18 protein-coding genes are annotated in these 18,894 nt (G+C 73.9%); 13 read left to right on the forward strand and 5 right to left on the reverse strand.

All coding sequences use genetic code 11. The annotated features are described in order from the left end of the window. The first annotated feature begins 332 nt into the window (after window positions 1-332). On the forward strand, window positions 333-1,253 hold the full coding sequence (locus tag K7G59_RS01620) for a pyridoxamine 5'-phosphate oxidase family protein (protein WP_225829949.1): 921 nt from the start codon (window positions 333-335) through the stop codon (window positions 1,251-1,253). On the opposite strand, the gene K7G59_RS01625 is transcribed toward K7G59_RS01620, so the two are convergent. Further along, a complete protein-coding gene (locus K7G59_RS01625) occupies window positions 1,234-1,860 on the reverse strand; it encodes a CBS domain-containing protein (RefSeq protein ID WP_225830245.1) in 627 nt (208 codons plus the stop codon). The genes K7G59_RS01620 and K7G59_RS01625 overlap by 20 nt on opposite strands. 341 nt (window positions 1,861-2,201) lie before the next feature. Here K7G59_RS01625 and K7G59_RS01630 point away from each other — a divergent pair, with 341 nt between their 5' ends. Beyond that, entirely contained in the window at window positions 2,202-2,432 is a 231-nt protein-coding gene (locus K7G59_RS01630; protein WP_225829950.1) for a hypothetical protein, read from the forward strand. A 198-nt stretch (window positions 2,433-2,630) separates the two neighbouring features. Continuing rightward, the gene (locus K7G59_RS01635) at window positions 2,631-5,033 is read left to right on the forward strand and encodes a glycoside hydrolase family 65 protein (protein ID WP_225829951.1); all 2,403 of its coding nucleotides are present in this window, start codon (window positions 2,631-2,633) and stop codon (window positions 5,031-5,033) included. A 9-nt stretch (window positions 5,034-5,042) separates the two neighbouring features. On the opposite strand, the gene K7G59_RS01640 is transcribed toward K7G59_RS01635, so the two are convergent. Further along, complete coding sequence (locus tag K7G59_RS01640) at window positions 5,043-5,447, reverse strand: DUF302 domain-containing protein (RefSeq protein WP_225830246.1); 405 nt, start codon at window positions 5,445-5,447, stop codon at window positions 5,043-5,045. 429 nt (window positions 5,448-5,876) lie between these two features. Beyond that, on the reverse strand, window positions 5,877-6,164 hold the full coding sequence (locus tag K7G59_RS01645) for a metal-sensitive transcriptional regulator (RefSeq protein WP_225829952.1): 288 nt from the start codon (window positions 6,162-6,164) through the stop codon (window positions 5,877-5,879). An 80-nt stretch (window positions 6,165-6,244) separates the two neighbouring features. Between K7G59_RS01645 and K7G59_RS01650 the strand changes: the two genes are divergently transcribed. The 6 genes from K7G59_RS01650 to K7G59_RS01675 all read left to right on the forward strand — a co-directional run bounded on the left by K7G59_RS01650 (window position 6,245) and on the right by K7G59_RS01675 (window position 10,075). Continuing rightward, window positions 6,245-6,823: a rhodanese-like domain-containing protein gene (locus K7G59_RS01650; RefSeq protein WP_225829953.1), complete on the forward strand. Its 579-nt coding sequence runs from the start codon at window positions 6,245-6,247 to the stop codon at window positions 6,821-6,823. A gap of 156 nt (window positions 6,824-6,979) precedes the next feature. Further along, complete coding sequence (locus tag K7G59_RS01655) at window positions 6,980-7,792, forward strand: hypothetical protein (protein ID WP_225829954.1); 813 nt, start codon at window positions 6,980-6,982, stop codon at window positions 7,790-7,792. 69 nt (window positions 7,793-7,861) lie between these two features. After that, a complete protein-coding gene (locus tag K7G59_RS01660) occupies window positions 7,862-8,641 on the forward strand; it encodes an Fpg/Nei family DNA glycosylase (RefSeq protein WP_225829955.1) in 780 nt (259 codons plus the stop codon). 195 nt (window positions 8,642-8,836) lie between these two features. Then, window positions 8,837-9,511 (forward strand): endonuclease, encoded by a 675-nt coding sequence (locus K7G59_RS01665; protein WP_225829956.1) that lies wholly within the window; start codon window positions 8,837-8,839, stop codon window positions 9,509-9,511. A 61-nt stretch (window positions 9,512-9,572) separates the two neighbouring features. Continuing rightward, window positions 9,573-9,800 (forward strand): hypothetical protein, encoded by a 228-nt coding sequence (locus K7G59_RS01670; protein WP_225829957.1) that lies wholly within the window; start codon window positions 9,573-9,575, stop codon window positions 9,798-9,800. Window positions 9,801-9,937: 137 nt separating this feature from the next. Next, window positions 9,938-10,075 (forward strand): hypothetical protein, encoded by a 138-nt coding sequence (locus K7G59_RS01675; RefSeq protein WP_225829958.1) that lies wholly within the window; start codon window positions 9,938-9,940, stop codon window positions 10,073-10,075. 65 nt (window positions 10,076-10,140) lie between these two features. Here K7G59_RS01675 and K7G59_RS01680 read toward each other — a convergent pair whose 3' ends face one another. Then, window positions 10,141-10,467: a hypothetical protein gene (locus K7G59_RS01680; RefSeq protein WP_225829959.1), complete on the reverse strand. Its 327-nt coding sequence runs from the start codon at window positions 10,465-10,467 to the stop codon at window positions 10,141-10,143. A 158-nt stretch (window positions 10,468-10,625) separates the two neighbouring features. On the opposite strand from K7G59_RS01680, the gene K7G59_RS01685 reads away from it, so the two are divergent. The 4 genes from K7G59_RS01685 (at window position 10,626) to K7G59_RS01700 (ending at window position 17,819) form a co-directional block, all read left to right on the forward strand. Next, window positions 10,626-15,041: a cation-translocating P-type ATPase gene (locus K7G59_RS01685; protein ID WP_225829960.1), complete on the forward strand. Its 4,416-nt coding sequence runs from the start codon at window positions 10,626-10,628 to the stop codon at window positions 15,039-15,041. 210 nt (window positions 15,042-15,251) lie between these two features. After that, window positions 15,252-16,043, forward strand: coding sequence for an alpha/beta fold hydrolase (locus K7G59_RS01690; RefSeq protein ID WP_225829961.1), 792 nt, complete (start codon window positions 15,252-15,254; stop codon window positions 16,041-16,043). After that, window positions 16,040-17,437, forward strand: a complete 1,398-nt coding sequence (locus K7G59_RS01695) for a hypothetical protein (protein ID WP_225829962.1) — start codon at window positions 16,040-16,042, stop codon at window positions 17,435-17,437. The genes K7G59_RS01690 and K7G59_RS01695 overlap by 4 nt, the downstream gene beginning before the upstream one ends. Before the next feature lie 88 nt (window positions 17,438-17,525). Beyond that, window positions 17,526-17,819, forward strand: coding sequence for a hypothetical protein (locus K7G59_RS01700; protein ID WP_225829963.1), 294 nt, complete (start codon window positions 17,526-17,528; stop codon window positions 17,817-17,819). Window positions 17,820-17,826: 7 nt separating this feature from the next. Here the strand turns inward: K7G59_RS01700 and K7G59_RS01705 are convergent, their stop codons facing one another. Next, on the reverse strand, window positions 17,827-18,765 hold the full coding sequence (locus K7G59_RS01705) for a LysR family transcriptional regulator (RefSeq protein ID WP_225829964.1): 939 nt from the start codon (window positions 18,763-18,765) through the stop codon (window positions 17,827-17,829). Between the last annotated feature and the right edge of the window lie 129 nt (window positions 18,766-18,894).

Below are 18,894 nucleotides of genomic sequence, written 5' to 3' on the forward strand. Positions count from 1 at the left end.
CCGCCCGCGCGAGGTGCGGGCGAGTGGGACACGGCCGTCGACACCGCGGCACAGGTGCTCCGGCACAGGGACGCGGCTCCGCAGGGCCACGCTGCCGCCCGGGCTGGACCGGACCGCACACCCCGACCGTCGTCTCGCGACGGGTCGAGCCGCACGGGTTCCCCGCGGCAGGCACAGCCTTCGGCGCCGGCCCGCTCCGGGATTCCAGGCGCGGCACGCGGTCCCCTGCCGGGGGTGGCCGGCCCCGCGGACACGGGTCGCTCGCACCGTGCGGCGGTCCGTCCCGCGTGGCAGGTTGGATACAGCACCAGTCTGCGGAGAGGGCGGCGATCATGCGAGCTCACCTCGGCGACCGACTCGTCATCGAGAGTCCGGCGACCGGCGCCGGCCGGCGCGACGGCGAGATCGTCGGGCTCCACCACGCGGACGGCACGCCTCCCTACGACGTGCGCTGGTCGGACACGGACGAAGTGACGCTCGTGTTCCCCGGTCCGGACGCGCACATCCATCATCTCGAGCACGGCCGGCCCGCGACCTCACCCGGGCCGACGCCGCGGGCCGGTGCGGCGGGGGCCCGGCCCGCTGCGGCCCCGGCGGCCGGGACGACCGGGCCCGGGGACGTCGGCCGGCGCGTGGGCGTCGCACGCCGGAGACAGGGACTCAGCCGGGAGGAGACCGCCCGCCGGGCCCGGATGTCGCCCGACTACCTGGCGTACCTGGAGGAACGGCCCGCCGACCCGACTCTGGCGACGCTCGTCAGGCTGGCCGACGCGCTGGGCACCACGGTCACCGCCCTGCGCGGCTCGGGCGTGGATCTGCCGCCCGGTCAGGGCCAGGCGCTGCTGCACCCCCGGCTGGAGGATCTCAGCCCGCAGGAGTGCCGCACCCTGCTCTCGACTCACGGCGTCGGGCGCATCGCGGTGTCGGCGTCCGACGGCCGCCCGGCGGTCGTCCCTGTCAACTACGAGATCGTCGACGACGCCATCGTCTTCCGGACCTCGCCCGACTCCGTGGCCGCGGCGGCTGCGGAGACCGAGGTCGCCTTCGAGGTCGACCACGTGGACGACGCGCTGAGCCGGGGCTGGAGCGTGCTCGCCGTCGGCCGTGCGAGCGTCGTGACGAATCCCGACGCCGTGCGCAGGCTCGTCCAGCACGTCCACACGATGCCGTGGGCGGGCGGTGAACGCGACATGTGGGTGTCGATCCGGCCCACGAGCCTGACGGGCCGGCGCATCACTCCGGTGGACCAGTAGGCCTGCCGTGGCCGCCCTGGGCGGCCTCCTCGCCGCTGAGCCGGGACTCGACGCCCACCACGCCCTCCACGGCGCGGACGAGGCGCTCGGCGACCCAGATCAGCGAGGGGTCGTGGACCTGTCCGCGCAGCGTGACGATCCCGTCCCGCACGTAGACGTGGATGGCGTGGGCGAGCGTGGGGAACAGGTAGGACACCACGGTGCGGCGGACTTCCTCCTCGATGTCCTCGTCCGGCCGCAGGAAGACCTTCAGCAGGTCGCGCCGGCTGACGATGCCCCGCAGCCGTTCCGCGTCGTCGACCACGGGCAGCCGTTTCACGTGCCGTAGGGCCATGAGCCGGGCCGCCTGGGCCAGGGTGACGTCGGGGCGGACCGTGACAGCGGGCGCGGTCATGAGTTCCCCTGCGGTCAGTGCCTCCGCCCCGGCCAGCAGGTCGGCCTCGGAGACCACCCCGAGGACCCGCCCCCGACCGTCCACGACCGGAACGGCACTGACCCGTCGTTCCCTCATGGCCCGCACGATCGCCTTGAGCGGCACGTCGCGCCCGACGGTGACCACGGGCCGGGTCATCACGTCGCTCACGATGTGCGCGGCGGCGTCAGGCATGGGCATGCCTCCAGCATCACCGCGACCCGGCCGGTGTGTCGCGGCGGCACCCGGACGGTGCGACGGTATTCACAGAGGAGACCCCCGGTGCACCGGGATCTCCGGCAGCCGGGTGGAAAGGCGGTGTGGCGGCGATGGGACTCCCGCTGGTGGGGGGCGTCGACGGACCGGACTCCGGCCTGCCCGACGGTCGACCGGGCGGTGGAGGAGGCGTGCACCACGGGCGTGCATCACGGGCGTGCGCCGCGCCTGGTCCGCGCCTGCCCGCCGACGCGGTCAAAGCGGCACGAGGGAGCCAGCCGCCTTTCAGGGTGCCGGGCCGGGCGCCGCCCCACGGTGCCGTGTCCGCCTCGCTGCGGGCGGGCTCCCAGGCGTTCGTGCCCGCGGGGACCCGTGGATGCGGGGAGGCGGCGGGACTGCTGCGCGGGCCGGCCGGCCTCGCGCTCGCGGCTCGTGCCGGCTGCCCGGTCCTCGTCCGCGAGGCCAGCACGCCGGGCGAGGCCGCGCTGGAACAGCCCCGGGGCACCGTCCGTCGTCGGCCGGCCGGAGGCCCCGCCACCGGGCGGCGCTGACCGCATCGGCCGAGCGTGTGTGATGGTGGTCGGCGCGCAGCGTCGGCGCGCGCACTTCGGGTCTGCAGCTGCGCAGGGCCGCCCCGCGCCCTGCTGCACCGTGCGCGGTGCCCTGCCGCCGTCGTCCCCCGGCCGGTCGGAGGCCTGCCGGGCGGCCTCGGGCCGTCACGGCCTGTGCAGGAGAGGGAAGGGCGGCGGATGTCGCACTGGACATGGGAGTGGACCGGCTACGACCCCGCGGCCGAGCGGTTGCGTGAATCGCTGTGCACGCTCGGCAACGGCTACTTCGCCACGCGCGGTGCGGTGCCCGAGTGCCGGGCGGGCCTGGTGCACTACCCGGGAACCTATGCGGCCGGGTGCTACAACCGCCTGGAGTCGGCCGTCGCCGGGCGGCAGGTGGTCAACGAGGACCTGGTCAACCTGCCGAACTGGCTGCTGCTGCGGTTCCGTGTGCGCCGCGCCGAAGGGGAGTGGGGCCCTTGGTTCTCGCCTGACACGCATGTCCTCGTGGACCACCGGCACACCCTGGATCTGCGCCGCGCCACGCTCACCCGGACCTTCCGGCACCGCAGCGACGACACGGGCGTGCTCGGTGTCGAGCAGACCCGGCTGGTGCACATGGGGGACCCCCATCTGGCCGCGTTGCGCACGGTGTTCACGGCCGAGGACCGGCCGGGTGAGATCGAGATCGAGAGCTGTCTGGACGGCGAGGTGATCAACGGCAACGTGCACCGTTACCGTGCCCTGAACCGCCGTCATGTGACACATGTGCGGACCGGGGAGAAGGAACCCGACACGGTGTGGCTGAGCTGCCGGACCAGCACGTCGGACATCGCCGTCGCCCTGGCCGCCCGGACGACGGTCGCCGTCGACGGTGCCGCGGCCTCGTCGGTGCTGGGTCCGGCCCGCCACCGTGCGGTGCACCGCCTGGTGGTCCCGCTGGTTCCCGGTCGGCCCGTCACCGTGGAGAAGACCGTGGCGCTGCACACCTCACGGGACAGGGCGATCAGCGACCCGATCGGCGAAGCGGTCGACCGGGTGTCCACGGCGCCGGGCTTCACCGCCCTGCTGGGCTCCCATGCCGCGGCGTGGGAGCGGTTGTGGCGGAACGCGGACATCCAGGTCCCGGGTGAGGCCGGCCGGATCCTGCGTTTCCATCTCTTCCACGTGCTGCAGACGCTGTCACCGCACACCTCGGACCTGGATGTGGGCGTGCCCGCCCGGGGCCTGCACGGTGAGGCGTACCGGGGTCACGTCTTCTGGGACGAGCTGTTCGTCGTGCCGTATCTCAACCTGCACGTACCGGAGGTCTCGCGGGCGCTGCTGGACTACCGCTACCGGCGCCTGCCGCGTGCCTGCAGGGCGGCTGCCGCGAGCGGCCGGGCGGGGGCGATGTACCCGTGGCAGAGCGGCAGCGACGGCCGGGAGGAGGCCCAGGAGTGGCATCTCAACCCGCACTCGGGCCGCTGGCTGCCCGACCACTCCCGGCTCCAGCATCATGTCGGCTCCGCGATCGCCTACAACGTGTGGCAGTACTGCGAGGCCAGTGGCGACACCGAGTACCTGCACACCAAGGGCGCGGAGATGCTGCTGCAGATCGCCCGCTTCTGGGCGAGCCTCGCGGCCTTCGACCCCGTCACGGACCGCTACCGCATCCGCGGCGTCATGGGCCCCGACGAGTACCACGACGCCTACCCGGACGCCGGGCGGCCGGGGCTGGACGACAACGCGTACACCAACGTCACCGCCGCCTGGGTCCTCGCCCGCGCCCTGGACCTCCTGCGGCGGCTTCCCGCGTGGCGCCGGGAGCAGCTGTTCCAGCGGGTCGGGCTGGACCCCGGCGAGCTGCCGCGCTGGGAGGAGGTCTCCCGGCGGTTGCGCGTGCCGTTCCACCGGGGCGTCATCAGCCAGTTCGAGGGCTACGACTCTCTCGCCGAGCTCGACTGGGAGGCCTACCGTGCGCGCTACGGCACCATCCGGCGGCTGGACCGGATCCTTGAGGCCGAGGGTGACACGGTCAACCGCTACAAGGCGTCCAAGCAGGCCGACGTCCTCATGCTGGGTTATCTGTTCTCGCCCGCCGAGCTGCGGGATCTGTTCCGGCGTCTCGGCTACCGCCTGGACGACGACGTCTGGTGCAGGACCGTGGACTACTACCTTCAGCGCACCAGCCACGGCTCGACGCTCAGCGAACTCGTCCACGGCCTGATCCTCGCCAGGGCCAGGAGGGCCGATGCCTGGAGTTACGTCCGTGAGGCCCTGGAGGCGGACATCGCCGACATCCAGGGCGGCACGACCGGGGAGGGCATCCATCTCGGGGCCATGGCCGGAACCCTCGGCCTGGTCCAGCAGGGCCTGACGGGGCTGGTGCCGCGCGAGGACGCCCTGTGGCTGGACCCGGTGCCGCTTCCGGCGCTGTCCGAGTACGGGTTCTCGCTGCGCTACCGCAGCCACTGGGGCATCGGCGTGCGGCGGCGCAGCGGGCAGCTGGAGCTCTGTGTGCCCGACTCGGAGGAGACCCCGATCCGCGTGGTGCTGGCCGACCGCGCGGTCACCATCACGCCCGGGGAGACGTGCACGCTCGTACTGCCGGACGCCTGACCCGGCGGCTCAGCGGTCCGTGTGCGCCCCGGTGAGGGCGGACAGGGCGGCATCGAGGCGGCGGGTCGCCTCCTCGGCGACCGGCCGAAGCGCGTCGAGTCCGGTCACGCTGGTCATCGTCTGCGGGTCGAGGGCCTGGACGGCGGTGCGGTCGCCGTCCCTGCGCACGACCACGTTGCAGGGCAGCAGCAGGCCGACGGTGCGGTCGGCCTCCAGGGCGCGGTGGGCGAGCGGCGGGTTGCAGGCACCGAGGATGACGTAGTCCTCCATGTCCTGATCCAGCTTGGCCTTGAGGGTCGCGGTGACATCGATCTCGGTGAGGATGCCGAAGCCCTGCTCGGCGAGTGCGTCGCGGACCCGGGCCACGGCGGTGGCGAAGTCGTCGTCGAGGTGCACGGTGCGGTCGTACCGCATGGTGGTGGCCTTTCTCGTCTTCTTGTTCACGTCCCCCACCGGGTTCCCCGCCTCTTCCGCCCCCCCGCCCGAACATACCCCCCGGGGTAATTGTGTTACCGTCGACGACATACCCCTCGGAGTAATTCTTCACCGGAAGGGAGTGCCTCGTGCTCTTCGCCGACACGGCCGCACCGGCCATGCCCGCCGGCGCACGCGACCGCTCCGCGGCGACGGGGGCCGGTCCTGCGACGACGGGCGACGCACTTCCCGGGCACCCCCCGGCCACCGTGCGGTCCGGGCCGGCGCTTCAGCGGCCGTTCGCGTCCGTTCCGCTCGCGGCGGCCGGCTTCCCGCCGGCCGATGCGATGGTGGCGTGATGGCGACCCGACCGCGATCGCCGCGCCCGCGACTCCTCCCCGCCCGCGATGCGCCCGCTCCCGCGACTCCTCACGCGAGCGACAGGAAGAGCTTCTCCAGCCGTGCACGCATCGCCTCGGTGTCCTCACCGGTCTTACGGCCGGACTCGATGTCGGCGACGCACTGCTGCAGGCCCGTGGCGATGATCGCGAAACCCGCGCGGTCGAGCGCCCTCGAGGCGGCGGCCAGTTGCGTGACGACCTCCTCGCAGTCCCGGCCCTCCTCGATCATCCGGATCACACCGGAGATCTGACCCTGCGCCCGCCGCAGCCGGTTCAGCACGGCCTTCAGCGACTCACCCTCAAGCTCCAGTTCCACAACCACTCCTCCGTAATACCCCTAGGGGTACTGTACGTCCGGTTTCAGGACGACGGCGACAAGCAAGGATCACATCTGTCATGACCACCCCCGTCACCCTCGGCACCGACCAGGCCCGCGCCCGACTGCACGAGTTCGCCGTCATCGATGTCCGCACCCCCGGCGAATACGCCGCCGGCCATCTGCCGGGTGCCCTCAACATCCCGTTGGACCAGGTCCGCCGCGCACTGCCCGAACTCCGGCACGCGGCCGAACGCGGCGACGTCCTGATGGTCTGCGCCTCCGGCGCCCGCTCGCAGAGCGCCTGCGGCATCCTGGCCGAACAGGGCATCGCGGCGGCCACCCTCGCGGGCGGCACCGGAGCCTGGGCCGCCGAAGGACATGAACTGCAGCAGCCGCTCGCCTGCGACACCCGGGCAGGATGGAGCATGGAGCGGCAGGTGCGCTTCACCGCGGGCACGGTGGTGCTCCTGGGTCTGCTGCTCGGTCTCCTCGTGCACCCGGCGTTCCAGCTCCTGTCGGCCGGTATCGCGGGCGGTCTCGTCTTCTCCGCGCTCACCGACACCTGCGGTATGGCGGTGATGCTGAGCAAGCTGCCGCACAACCGGCCGCGCGCGGCCGACCTGGACGCCACACTCGCCGCTCTGCGCACCCGCTGACCGTCCGGCACACGGGCTCTTTCGGAGCGCCCCGGCGAGTGTTTCCGGTATCCGTCCGGCTACGGAACGTAAGGTGAGCCGCGCCTGGCGCCCGGGCGGAAACGGAAGCATGAGGGGACGTGGAGACATGTGCGCGAGCAGGGTTCGGAGTGCCGCATGACGGGCGGCAAGTCGCGCTTCGACGACATCTACGCCCAGCCGGACCCGCGCGCCTACTTCACGCGGATGGCCCCGCTGGAGTACGAGATCCCGCACCATGCCCAGCCGGTCTTCCGGCAGGTGGCCGCCGAACGGGCGGCGATGGACGACGGCCGGCCCGGCCGGCCGGCGGTGCTCGACGTGTGCTGTTCGTACGGCATCAACGCCGCCCTGCTCAATCACGAGGTGACGCTCGCCGAGCTGTACGAGCGGTACACGTCCGATGCGGCGCACGGCATGTCGACGGCGGAACTGGCCGCGTGGGACAAGGAGTTCTACGCCGGGCGGCGGCGGCCGGAGGCGCTGCCGGTGTACGGCCTGGACATCGCGGCCCCGGCCGTGCACTACGCCCAGCAGGCCGGCCTGCTGGACGGCGCCTTCACCGACGACCTGGAGCAGGCACCGCCCGGCCCCCGGCTGGCCGCCGCGCTGCCCGACGTCGGGCTGATCACCCTGACGGGCGGCGGCAGCTATGTCACCGAGCGGACCTTCACCGCGCTGCTGGACGGCGCCCGGCGCCCCGTGTGGGTGAGCGCCTTCGTCCTGCGGACCGTGTCGTACGAGCCGGTCGTGCGGGCCCTGGCCGCCCACGGCCTGCGCACCACGGTGGATCCGTCCCGCACCTACCCGCAGCGGCGTTTCACGGACGAGGGGGAACAGCGGTACGCGGTCGAGGCGGTGAGGGGCCTCGGCGGCGACCCGTCCGGACGGGAGGAGGCCGGCCGTTTCCACAGCGTGCTCTACGACTCCCGCCCCGGCCCGGCGGCGTAGCCGGTTCCTGCTCGCCACGGCGATCGGCGTGACCGGACCTGGTCACCCGACGAGTGCGGGGAGGAGCACATGCCGGAGCTGCCGGACGTCGAAGGCTTTCGCGAGGTCCTGAACTCCTGTGCCCGGGGGCGACGTGTCCTGCGGGTCGAGGTGCGGGACACGGGCGTACTGCGGGGCGTCAGCGCCACGCGCCTGCAGCGGGAGGTCGAGGGGCGGCGCCTGGGCCGTCCGCGCCGCCACGGCAAACTGCTGGTCGCCCCGGTGGACGACGGCCCGGCCCTCGTCTGGCACTTCGGTATGACCGGCGCCTTGCTGTGCACTCGGACGGACGACCCGCTGCACGCCCATGACCGGATCGTGTTCGCACTCGACGGCGAACAGCAGCTGCGCTACCGCGACCAGCGCAAGCTCCAGGGCGTACGGCTGGCCGCGACGCCCGGGGCGGTGGAACAGATCCTCGCCGGCCTCGGCCCCGACGCCCTCGGCATCGAGCGCCAGGAGTTCGTGGCGCTGCTCGCCCGGCGGCGGGGCACCGTCAAGAGCGTCCTGATGGATCAGTCCGCCATCGCCGGTCTCGGGAACCTGCTCAGCGACGAGATCCTCTGGCGGGCGCGGGTGGCCCCCGAGAGGCCGGCGCGGGACCTCGGCGAGGGCGAGGCACGTCGCGTGTTCACGGCGATGCGACGGGTGCTCGCCGCCTCCGTGCGCGCCGCATGTGTGCCGCCGCGCCGCACCTGGCTCACCGGCCACCGCGACGACGAACCGGCATGTCCGCGCTGCGGCGCAGACCTGCGCTCGCGCCGTGTCGCCGGCCGCCGCACCGTCTGGTGCCCGCACTGCCAGCACTGACGCACCGGCACGCCAGGCACGCAGGCCACAGCACGCAGGCGCACAGGCGCACTGGTTCAGCGCCGGCCCGGACGCCGGGGTTCGGCCCGGCCGACGGCCGCTTCGTCCAGGTCTGGACGGGTAGTCGGGGCATGGCATGTTTCGGCGCTTCGGCCCTCCGGCGAGCCGGAGGAACGTTGAATCGGTGACTGTGCGATGACCACGAAGAGCGACAGGAAATCCAGCAGGAACGACACGAAGGACGACGCGGTGGTGCGCGCACTGCTGCACCGGCAGCGGCGCACCTATCCGGCCCAGGCCGGCATCCGGCTGCGCAACACCCCCGCGCCGCTGTACCAGACGCTCGTGCTCGCGGTGCTCCTGAGTGCACGTATCAGGGCCGACGTCGCGGTGGCGGCGGCCCGGGCGCTGTTCGACGCCGGGCTGCGCGACCCCCGGTCGATGGCGGACGCGTCCTGGCAGGAACGCGTCGACGCGCTCGGCAGGGGCGGCTACCGCCGCTACGACGAGCGCACCTCGACCATGCTCGGCAAGGGAGCCGAGCTGCTGCTCGAACGGTACGGCGGCGATCTGCGCCGCCTGCGCGAGGAACCCGACCCGAAGAAGGCCCTGCAGGACATACCCGGGATCGGACCCACCGGGGCCGACATCTTCCTGCGTGACGTCCAGGGGGTGTGGCCGGAGTTCGCGCCGTACATCGACCGCAAGGCCCTGGACGGCGCCCGGCGGCTCGGCCTGCCGGCCTCGCCCGAGAAGCTGGGCGGCCTCGTCGCCGACCGCGAGATGCCCCGCCTCGCGGACGGCCTCGTCCACGCGGCCCTCGACAAGCCGCTGGCCGACGAGGTGCTCGCCGCCGCCGGATCGGCGTGAGACACCCGCCGCCCGCGGCCCACGCAGACACCCGCCACCCCGACCCACGGAAACGACCGCAATGGCTCTGCGACTGCTGATCCTCGACCACCCCCGGATCCGGTTCCTCCTCGGGCACCCCGTCCTTGCCCTGGCGAGTGCGTCCGAAGGACATGGGCACGCTCCCGTCCCCCGGGACCCGCCGCCCACGCCGGACATGCCGGAAGAGGTGAAAGAACCCTCCCCGGCCCCTGATGAGGGCGCCGACGAGGGCCCGGAAGAAGAGAGCCCCGGCGAACCTCCGGACTGAGCCAGATCCCTCTCCGGCGTCACCTGATGTTCACCTGGGTGACGCCGGAGGTATGCACAGAAGGCGCCCGCGGTGCGTGAAAAGGCTGCATTGTCTGATTTCAGACACCCGTATCCGAGTACAGAAAGACAGCCGACATGGCCGAGATACTGGCAGCCGTGGCAACGAAGATCGCCGTCGCGGTGGTCGAGGCGATCGTCATGCGCCTCCTGTGGCAGCTCTGGTCCGCCTACGCGGGCTCCGCGCGCACGGCCTGGGCACCGGCCGCCGCGTAACCGCGCGGCGCCCGGCGGCGCTCACGCCGCCGGGCAACCGGTCATCCCCACCACGCCCCGGGCGCCTACGTCCCGACGCCCATGGTCTGCTGCTCCTGTTTCTGCTTCCGTCCGCTGCGCACCAGCCATGTGGCGCCGCCGACGGCCAGGGCGACCGGCCACTCCAGCGCCCCCGCCACGGCCAGCGCTCCGAGACCTCCGTAGAACGCGAGGTCCTTGACGGGAGGGTTACCGGGAAGCCGGGACGTCGCCGCCCGGGCCGTGGTCGCCATCTCTTCCCTCGTGACGTACGGGACCGGAACCGGAGGATGCAGCGTGCGCATGTGCAGGTGCAGACCCGCGCCGTCGCCCGCATGGGTTTCCTGCTGAGCCTTCTGCACTGTCTTGGCCATCCCCCTCCTCCTCTCCTCGGAGTCGGTGTGGTGTGCTCCTCAATTCTCGCGCGTTTCCGGTGGCGTGTGCGCGTGGAAAGCGTTGCCGTGGAAACCCGGATGCCGGCCGACCGTGCGCAGGGAGCCCGGGCCGGACCGAAGGAAGCTGGTGATGCGCTGTGGCACTGCCGGGACGCGGACTGCTGCGGGCCGCGGTGGGCCGTGCGGCCGGTGCGCTGGAGGACGAGGCCCGTTCACGCGTCCGCTTCTTCGGCCGGCGCGCGCATGTCGCCGTGCGGGGTCTGCGCCCGGGCGACCTTCCGGAGTCCGCGGCGGACAAGCTGGCCGAGGAGGTCGAGCGGCGCCTGTCCGAGCTGCCCGCGGTTGAGTGGGCGGTGGTGAACACCGTGCTCGGCCATGCCGTCGTCGGCGCCGCGGGCGCCTTCGAGTCCGAGACGATCGCGGACACCCTCGTCGAGGCGGTCGAGGCGGTCGAGGAGGCCCACGGCGTCACCCATCCGCTGCCCGAACATCCCGTGGCGGACGGGACGGTCCGCCGTTCCGGCTTCGCCATGGCCCTGCACCTGGCAGCCGCTCCCCTGGCGGCGCTGACCGGTCTGACGCGCCGCGCCCCCATCCCCGCGGGCATCGCCGCGCTCATCCCGCTCGTCGACGCCCACCCACGCTTGCGGCAGCGGCTGGATCAGGCGGTCGGCGGCGCCGACAACGCCGGAATGCTCCTGGCCTCGCTCGGCGCGCTGAGCCAGGCGGGCTCCGGCGGGCTCGTCGGCGTCGGCGTGGACACGCTGCGGCACGGCCTGCGCATGATGGAGGCCGACGCGGAGGCCGACGCCTGGACGGCGGCCGAGCCACGCCTGACGGGCAGCGCCGAGGCCGGGGCCCACCGCGCGGCGCCCGAGCCGCCTGCCCGCGAGGTGCCGCTGAAGCAGGGCCCGATCGAGCGCTACGCCGACCGGGCCCCCGCCGTGGCGGCGGCGTCGTTCGCCGGGTCGCTGCTGCTGACCCGGCGCCCCGGGCGGGCCGTCGGCGCGGCGCTGGCGGCCATCCCGAAGGCGCCGCTGCTGGCTCGTGAGGGCTTTGCCTGCGTCTTCGGCCGGGGCCTGGCCCGCCGGGGGGTCGTCGTGGCCGACCCCGGGGCGCTGCGCAGGCTGGACCGGATCGGCACCGTGCTGGTGGACACGGACGTGCTGGGCACCGGGTCGCATCGGCCGGCCGATCTGGTCGCCCTCGACGACGACGTGCCCGCCGGCGAGCTCGCCGCGACCGCCCACCGGCTCTTCGACGGCTCCGCGCCGGAACGCGTGCAGCGGGACGGGGAGTGGGTGCTGGGGCCGGTCGAACGCCTGAGCCTGCAGGGGCCCACGGGCGAGCGGGCCCGGGAGCGGCTGCGGCGGGAGGGTGCGGGGCTGGTGCTGGGCCTGGCGCACGGACAGCAGCTGCTCGCCGTGATCTCCGTGCTGCCCGAGATGCACGAGGCGGCCGGCGCCTTCGTCCCTGCCGCACACGCGGCCGGGCTCAAGGTCGTGGCCGCCGGAAGCCACACCGCCGACGTGTCCGTACGGGGGGCCGACGCGGTCCGTGCGGGCGGTGAGCGGCTGCTGGATTCGGTACGGGCCCTGCAGCGCGACGGCGACGGCGTGCTGCTGCTCTCGCACGACCGGCGCGCGCTCCGGGCGGCCGATGTCGGCGTGGGTCTCGCCGGCCCGCGGGGCACACCGCCCTGGGGCGCGGATCTGTACCTCGACGGCGATCCCGCGTCGGCCGTGGTGATCGTGAGCGCCTGCCGCACCGCCCGGGAGACCGCGCGTGCGGGCGTGCGGCTCGCCCAGGCCGCCGCCGCGGTCGGCGCGACGGCGGAGCTGGCGGGCCGGGTACGACGCCCGGCCGCCCGGGGCGTGACGGCGTTCAACGCGGCGGCGGCACTGGGCACCGCGGCCGGTGTCTGGGCGGCGGTACGGCTGCTGCGGAAGCCGCCGCCGCTGCCCACCCCGCAGCACCCGTGGCATGCCATGGACCCGGCGACCGTGCTCGCCAGGGCCGGTGGCAGCGAGGCGGGCCTCACGGCCGAGGAGGCGCGGGCGCGGGCCACGACCGACGGCGAACCGGCGCCGGGGACCTCGCTCGGCCGGGCCTACCTGTCCGAGATGGCCAACCCGCTGACGCCTGTCCTCGGCGCCGGGGCGGCGATGTCGGCGTCGGTGGGCGCCGTGCTCGACGCCGTCGTCATCGTGGCGGTCACCGCGCTGTCGGGGTTCTTCGGCGGCTTCCAGCGCTACCGGACCGACCGCGCGGTCGCCCAGCTGCGGCGCGAGTCGGCCGTGATGGCCAACGTGGTGCGGGACGGGCAGGAGACCACGGCCCCCGCCGGGGAACTGGCCGTGGGCGACGTGGTGCACCTGAACCCGGGGGCCGTGGTGCCGGCCGACGGCCGTCTGCTGGAGGCGCACCACCTGGAGGTCGACGAGTCCGCGCTGACCGGCGAGTCGCTGCCGGTGGCCAAGAGCGTGGCACCCGTGCTGGCCTCGGACCTCGGGGACCGCACGTCCATGGTCTACGAGGGCACCACCGTGGCGGCCGGGCGCGGCCGGGCGGTCGTCGTCGCGACCGGCACGGCCACCGAGGCGGGCCGTGCCGCGGCGGACGGACAGGACACCGCGCCCTCCGCCGGCGTCGAACGCCGGCTGGCCCGGATCAGCCGTACGACGCTGCCGGTGGCGCTCGGTTCGGCCGCCGCCGTGGTCGCGGCGGGCATGCTGCGCGGACGCCCCACCCGGGACACGGTCGGAGCGGGTGTCGGGCTGGCCGTGGCCAGCGTGCCCGAGGGACTGCCGTTCCTGGTCTCGGCCGCCCAGCTCGCCTCCGCCAGACGGCTTTCGGCGCGTGGGGCCCTGCTCAGGCATCCCCGTACCATCGAGGCGGCCGGCCGTACCGACGTCCTGTGCTTCGACAAGACGGGAACGCTCACGCACGGGCGGATCTCCCTCGTCGCCGTCGCCGCCGACGGTCACAGCAGGCCCCTGGAACAGCTCGGGGACGAGCAGCGGGCCGTCCTCGCCGCGGCGCTGCGCGCGACACCCCGCCCGCACAACGGCGGGGAACTGGAACACGCCACCGATGGCGCGGTCACCGACGGCGCGAAGGAAGCGCAGGTGGACCGCACCACGGCCGCGGAGGGCTGGCTGCGCACCTCCGGCCTGCCGTTCGAACCCAGCCGTGGCTTCCACGCGACGCTGGGCCGCTGCGGCGAGCAGCGGATCCTGTCGGTGAAGGGGGCACCGGAGGAGGTGGTGGGGCGCTGCGCCACCCGCGGGGGCCGGCACCTGGACCGCGAGGGCAGGAGGGCCGTCCTCGCGGCGGGCGAGGAGCTCGCCGCGAAGGGCCACCGGATCCTCGCGGTCGCCGAACTGCGGGACGCGCCCGGCGGCACCCTCACCGACGAGACGGTGGGCGGCCTGGACTTCCTCGGTTTCCTGGCGTTCGCCGACCGGGTGCGCGGCACCGCCCGCGACGCGGTGCGGCGGCTCGCTGACGCCGGCGTGCACATCGTGATGATCACCGGGGACCATCCGGGGACCGCCGAGTCGATGGCCCGCGAACTGGGCGTCCTGGACGGCCGGCGGGTGGTGACCGGAGCGGAGCTCGACGACCTGGACGACCGCGCCCTGGACCGGCTGCTGCCCGACGTCGGTGTCGTCGCCCGCGGCACCCCCGTGCACAAGGTCCGCGTGGTGCGGGCGTTCCAGCGCCTCGGCCGTACGGTGGCGATGACCGGGGACGGCGCCAACGACGCGCCCGCCATCCGGCTCGCGGACATCGGGATCGCGTTCGGCAGCCGGGCCACTCCCGCCGCTCGTGCGGCGGCGGACCTCGTCGTCACGGACGACCGGCTGGAGACGGTGCTCGCCACCCTCGTGGAGGGCCGCGCGATGTGGGCCTCGGTACGGCAGGCCCTGGCGATCCTGGTCGGCGGCAATCTCGGTGAGATCGCCTTCACCCTCCTCGGTGCGGCTGCCACCGGGTCCTCGCCCCTGACGGCCCGCCAGCTGCTGCTGGTGAATCTCTTCACCGACCTGGCCCCGGCCATGGCCGTCGCCCTGCGCCCGCCGCGGCCGGAGGCCGCCGAGCGCATGCTCCGCGAGGGACCCGAGGTCTCGCTCGGCACGGCGCTGACCGAGGAGATGGTGTGCCGTGCGGCGACCACGGCCCTGGGCGCCACGGCGGGCTGGCTCGCCGCGCGGTTCACCGGCCGGGCCGCCCGCGCCCGTACCGTCGCCCTGGTCGCGCTCGTCGGCGCTCAGCTCGGCCAGACCCTCCTGGTCGGGGGCCGCAGCAAGGCGATCGCCGGCTCCTCGCTCGGCTCCCTGGCCGCGTTGGCGGCCGTCGTCCAGACGCCGCTGCTGAGCCAGTTCTTCGGCTGTACGCCCCTCGGCCCGGTCGCCTGGACGATCGCGCTGTCCGCCGCGGCCGGGGCGACGGCGCTGTCACCGTTCCTGCCGCCGCTGGTCGCGCGCGTCCGCACGCGGATCCCGGATTTCTCCTCGTTCACCGCCGGGCTGCGTGAGCGGACGTCCTGAGAGGGTGCCCGGCCGCCACCGCGGTTGAGACGGTTCCGGGGAATTGAGACCCTACTGAAAAGGCCCGGTACACCTTCCGAGCGGAGCCGAGATGTACGCGGTCCTGGAGAACGGGGCGGACGGGATCCGGGACCCGTACCCGGGGATCGATCACCCGCCGGGGCGGACCGACCCGCCGACCGCGAGCTGAAGCAGGCTCGTGAGGTGGCCATGTCGCGGATCACTCAGGCGGTGAACGGCCGGCCGGTGGCGGCCTGGCACCATGCCGGCCGCGCACCGTCGGTGGTCTGCGTCCACGGGGCCGGGTTCTCCAGCCGGGAGTTCCAGCCGTTCCTGGACGCGCTGGGCCGTCACCACGACGCGTGGTCCGTCGATCTGCCGGGGTTCGGTGCCAGTGCCGGCCCGGTGCGCCCGCTGGGACTGCGGGCGCTCGCCGAGGCGCTGACCGGCTGGCTGACGGCCGTCGGCCTGGACCACGTGGTGCTGCTCGGTGGCTCCTTCGGCTGTCAGGTGGCCGTCGACGCGGCGGTACGGCATCCGGACCGCATCGCCGGACTGGTGCTGGTGGGGCCGACCGTCGATCCCGCCGCCCGTGGCTTCTTCCGGCAGCTGCTGCGCTGGATCCGCAACGCGCCCCAGGAACGGCTCTCGATGGCGCCGCTGAATCTCGCCGACTACCGCGACGCGGGGCCGCGGCGCGTCGTGAGCGCGTTCGCCGAGTCGCTGCGCGACCGCATCGAGGACAAGCTGCCGCACGTCCGCACACCCGTCCTGGTGGTCCGTGGCGCCCGGGACCGGCTGGTCTCCCAGGAGTGGGCGGAGGAGGTCACACGACTGCTGCCCTCGGGCAGGCTGGTCGTCGTGCCGGGGGCCGGCCACATGGTGCCGTATCGGCGGCCCTATGAGCTGGCGGTTCTCGTCGGCGATTTCCTCGACCAGGAGATTGCGGGTGCCGTCGCGCCGGACGGCGACCCGCCTCGGACGCGGGGGCCGGCGGCATGAGGGCGTCCAGGGCGGTCGCCTCGTTCGACTCGGCCACCGGGATGCTGCGCGCGCTGTCCCGATTCCTCGCGGGGCGGGACGCCCCGTCCCTCGGCATGCTTCCGGCTGCGGCGCAGGCGCCGGTGTCCGGTCTGCTCGGCCTCCTGAACAGGCTGCCGGCCACCGTCCAGGAGCGGGCGTACAGCATGGGCGGCTGGGCCGAGGCCGTCCCGGCGGGCCGGGTCGGCAACGTGCGCTCGCAGGCGCTCGCCGAGTGGATCACCGGCCACTACCCCGAGCGCCGTTATCCGGTCATCTTCATCGGGTCCGCCAACGGTGCCCTCGTCCATCTGGCGGCGGCCCTCGACGCGGCGTGGCTGCCGCAGACGCTGCTGCTGCCCGTGCGCCGCCGCGGCGTCGTTCCGGACGACCCGCGCGGCGACCTGGCCGCCGTCGGCGGGGCCGGCCGAGCGCTGCTCGCGGCCAACCCGGACCTCGTCCTGCACCACATGCACGACCCCAACCAGGACCGTCTCATGATCGCCGGCATGACCTGCTTCCGGGTCAAGTGGCGCCGCCTGCCGCCGGCGTACCGCCGTTTCGTCCGCGAGCGTCTTGCTCCGGGCGGCCTGCTCGTCGCCGTCGACTGCACACTGACGTGGCCGACCACCACCGTCGACGACCGGTACCTCTTCCAGTTCGGCGCCCTCGGCGACGCCACGCCCGAGGAGTACCACCGGGGCGGACCGCGCGTGGCCGGCCTGCTCGCCCGCTACGGTTCCCCGCTGCGCCGCTGGGACCCGCCCGTCCCCGACGGGGAGAGCCCCGAGGCGGAGTGGGGGATGCAACCCGCCCTGCTCGACGACATGGCCGCCTTCGCCGAGCAGGAGAAACTCCGCCTGGACGTCCTGCGTTTCGACACGCCGCAACGCCTCAGCCCCGCCGTCGCCGGCCTGCACCGCGCGTGGTACGCCGACCTCGGCCTGCCCACGGACCGCCTCCTGGTGGAGTCGTTCCTCCTCCTCGAACCCTGGCAGGCGCTGCGCACGGGCTCGGTGCCGTACTGGACCGTCTTCGGCACCGAGACCTTCCGCGCGGGCCTCGAGGCCTACCTCGACGCCACGGATCCGTACGACGAGATCCGCATCGTCCTGTTCAACCACGGCACGCAGTCCATCGGTCTGGCCGACGCCTGGGCATGGCAGCGCACGGCGGCCCGCGCCCGCAAGATCGGGGTCCTGGCCGGCGCGGATGCCGCCGCCCACCCCCGTGACTTCGCCAGCCTGGTCCGCGCACACCGGGCGGTCGGCAGGGTCCGCCCGCGCTACCCCCTGCCGCTGTCCCTCGGCGCCGACCAGGTCATGCCGGTACTGCGCGCCGCTGACGAGGCGATCTGCTGGGAGAAGGTGCGGTGACCCGGGCGCCGTGTAGGCCGCCCCGTACTCAGGTACTCGGGCCGGAAGGACGGTCTGCCGACGACGTCCTGACGAGGAGATGAATCGGATGCTGTTCCTGGGACTGCTCCTGCTCATGCTGACCGGCGCCTTCACCGGCCTGGTGATCGCCGACAACCTGTCCGGCGGACCGGACTACGCGGTGTCGGTGCTCGGCCACCACATCGCCACCCTCAGCCCGCTCGGGGTGTTCTGCTCCGGCCTCGCCCTGGCACTGCTCTTCTGCCTGGGCCTGGCCCTGATGGCCGGCACGACCCGCTACGGCCACCACGGACCGCATGCGCGCAGGACCCGTGGCACCCCCAGGACCGGGCCCGCCACGGGACCTGGCGCCCGGGCCTGACCCGTCGTCAGTGGAGGTCCTTGGCGGCCTCCACCAGACGGTCGCGTACGCGGTCGACGTCCGGGTTCGTACAGACGCCCGGGCGCTGCACGAGGTAACCGGTGTTGATCGGCGGGTCCTCGGGGTCGTGCAGCAGGACCAGTGCGCCGCGGGCCAGTTCGCCGGCGCACAGGTAGCGGGGCAGGACGCTGAAGCCGCCGCCTCCGACGAGTGTCGACACGACCGCCCGCAGGTCCGGCACGGTGACCGCGGCGTGGCAGGTCAGCCGTTTGCCGAAGACGTGGCGCCAGTAGCGCCGCACGATCGGCAGGTCCTGCGCGTACGAGACGAGGGGCACGGTGTGCAGCACCCCGGGCCCCTCGGCGGCCAGCGGCTCCCTGATGCGGTCCGCCCACACCGGCGCGGCGACCAGGACGAACTCCTCGTCCGCGAAGGGCACCCAGGCCAGGGAGCGGCCCCGGGGGCGGGTGGTGGAGATGACCAGGTCGTAGCGCCCCGCCCGCAGCTCGTCCAGCAGCGGATCGGTCAGGCCCGGGGTCACCCGCAGCCGCAGCCCCTCGGCGACGAGCGGACCCAGCACGGGCAGTACGAAGGTCGCCAGCATCTCCGCGGGTCCGGCCAGGTGCACGGGTTCGCGGCGCGCCCCCTCGGCCGGACCACGCCCCACCGCGCCGGCGAGCGCGTCCAGCGGCGCCGCGACACGTGCGGCCAGTTCGTCGGCGACCGGGGTGGGGGCGACACCGCGGGGCAGCCTCTCGAACAGCTCGCGCCGCGTCTGGCGCTCAAGGTTGCGGATCTGTGTGGTGACCGTGGGCTGTGACAGACCGAGGGCGTGAGCTGCCGCCGTGAAGGAACCGAAGCGGTACACGGCGAGGAAGGTGCGCAGGAGGTTGAGGTCGGGCGGGGTGGAGTCCCTCCCCGGGCCATCCGTATCGCTATGGCTCACGCCCTCGAGCCTAGAACATCCTGATACCTGCCCGGGGGCTCGCTCAGGGGCGGCCATGGCCCGGGACCGATGGAACTTCCTATGACAGGCATTGGTTCCGTCATTGGTCACCGCTGATCGCACGGCCTA

It is taken from the genome of Streptomyces sp. NK08204, from assembly GCF_020400585.1.
Classification (GTDB): domain Bacteria; phylum Actinomycetota; class Actinomycetes; order Streptomycetales; family Streptomycetaceae; genus Streptomyces.

Bases quoted from the DNA above. Each gene is read 5' to 3' on its own strand.
- K7G59_RS01700 (WP_225829963.1), top strand. From the start codon at position 17,526: ATGCTGTTCCTGGGACTGCTCCTGCTCATGCTGACCGGCGCCTTCACC.
- K7G59_RS01635 (WP_225829951.1), top strand. From the start codon at position 2,631: ATGTCGCACTGGACATGGGAGTGGACCGGCTACGACCCCGCGGCCGAG.
- K7G59_RS01650 (WP_225829953.1), top strand. From the start codon at position 6,245: ATGACCACCCCCGTCACCCTCGGCACCGACCAGGCCCGCGCCCGACTG.
- K7G59_RS01620 (WP_225829949.1), top strand. From the start codon at position 333: ATGCGAGCTCACCTCGGCGACCGACTCGTCATCGAGAGTCCGGCGACC.
- K7G59_RS01665 (WP_225829956.1), top strand. From the start codon at position 8,837: ATGACCACGAAGAGCGACAGGAAATCCAGCAGGAACGACACGAAGGAC.
- K7G59_RS01690 (WP_225829961.1), top strand. From the start codon at position 15,252: ATGTCGCGGATCACTCAGGCGGTGAACGGCCGGCCGGTGGCGGCCTGG.
- K7G59_RS01675 (WP_225829958.1), top strand. From the start codon at position 9,938: ATGGCCGAGATACTGGCAGCCGTGGCAACGAAGATCGCCGTCGCGGTG.
- K7G59_RS01695 (WP_225829962.1), top strand. From the start codon at position 16,040: ATGAGGGCGTCCAGGGCGGTCGCCTCGTTCGACTCGGCCACCGGGATG.
- K7G59_RS01655 (WP_225829954.1), top strand. From the start codon at position 6,980: ATGACGGGCGGCAAGTCGCGCTTCGACGACATCTACGCCCAGCCGGAC.
- K7G59_RS01625 (WP_225830245.1), bottom strand. From the start codon at position 1,860: ATGCCTGACGCCGCCGCGCACATCGTGAGCGACGTGATGACCCGGCCC.
- K7G59_RS01660 (WP_225829955.1), top strand. From the start codon at position 7,862: ATGCCGGAGCTGCCGGACGTCGAAGGCTTTCGCGAGGTCCTGAACTCC.
- K7G59_RS01680 (WP_225829959.1), bottom strand. From the start codon at position 10,467: ATGGCCAAGACAGTGCAGAAGGCTCAGCAGGAAACCCATGCGGGCGAC.
- K7G59_RS01670 (WP_225829957.1), top strand. From the start codon at position 9,573: ATGGCTCTGCGACTGCTGATCCTCGACCACCCCCGGATCCGGTTCCTC.
- K7G59_RS01640 (WP_225830246.1), bottom strand. From the start codon at position 5,447: ATGCGGTACGACCGCACCGTGCACCTCGACGACGACTTCGCCACCGCC.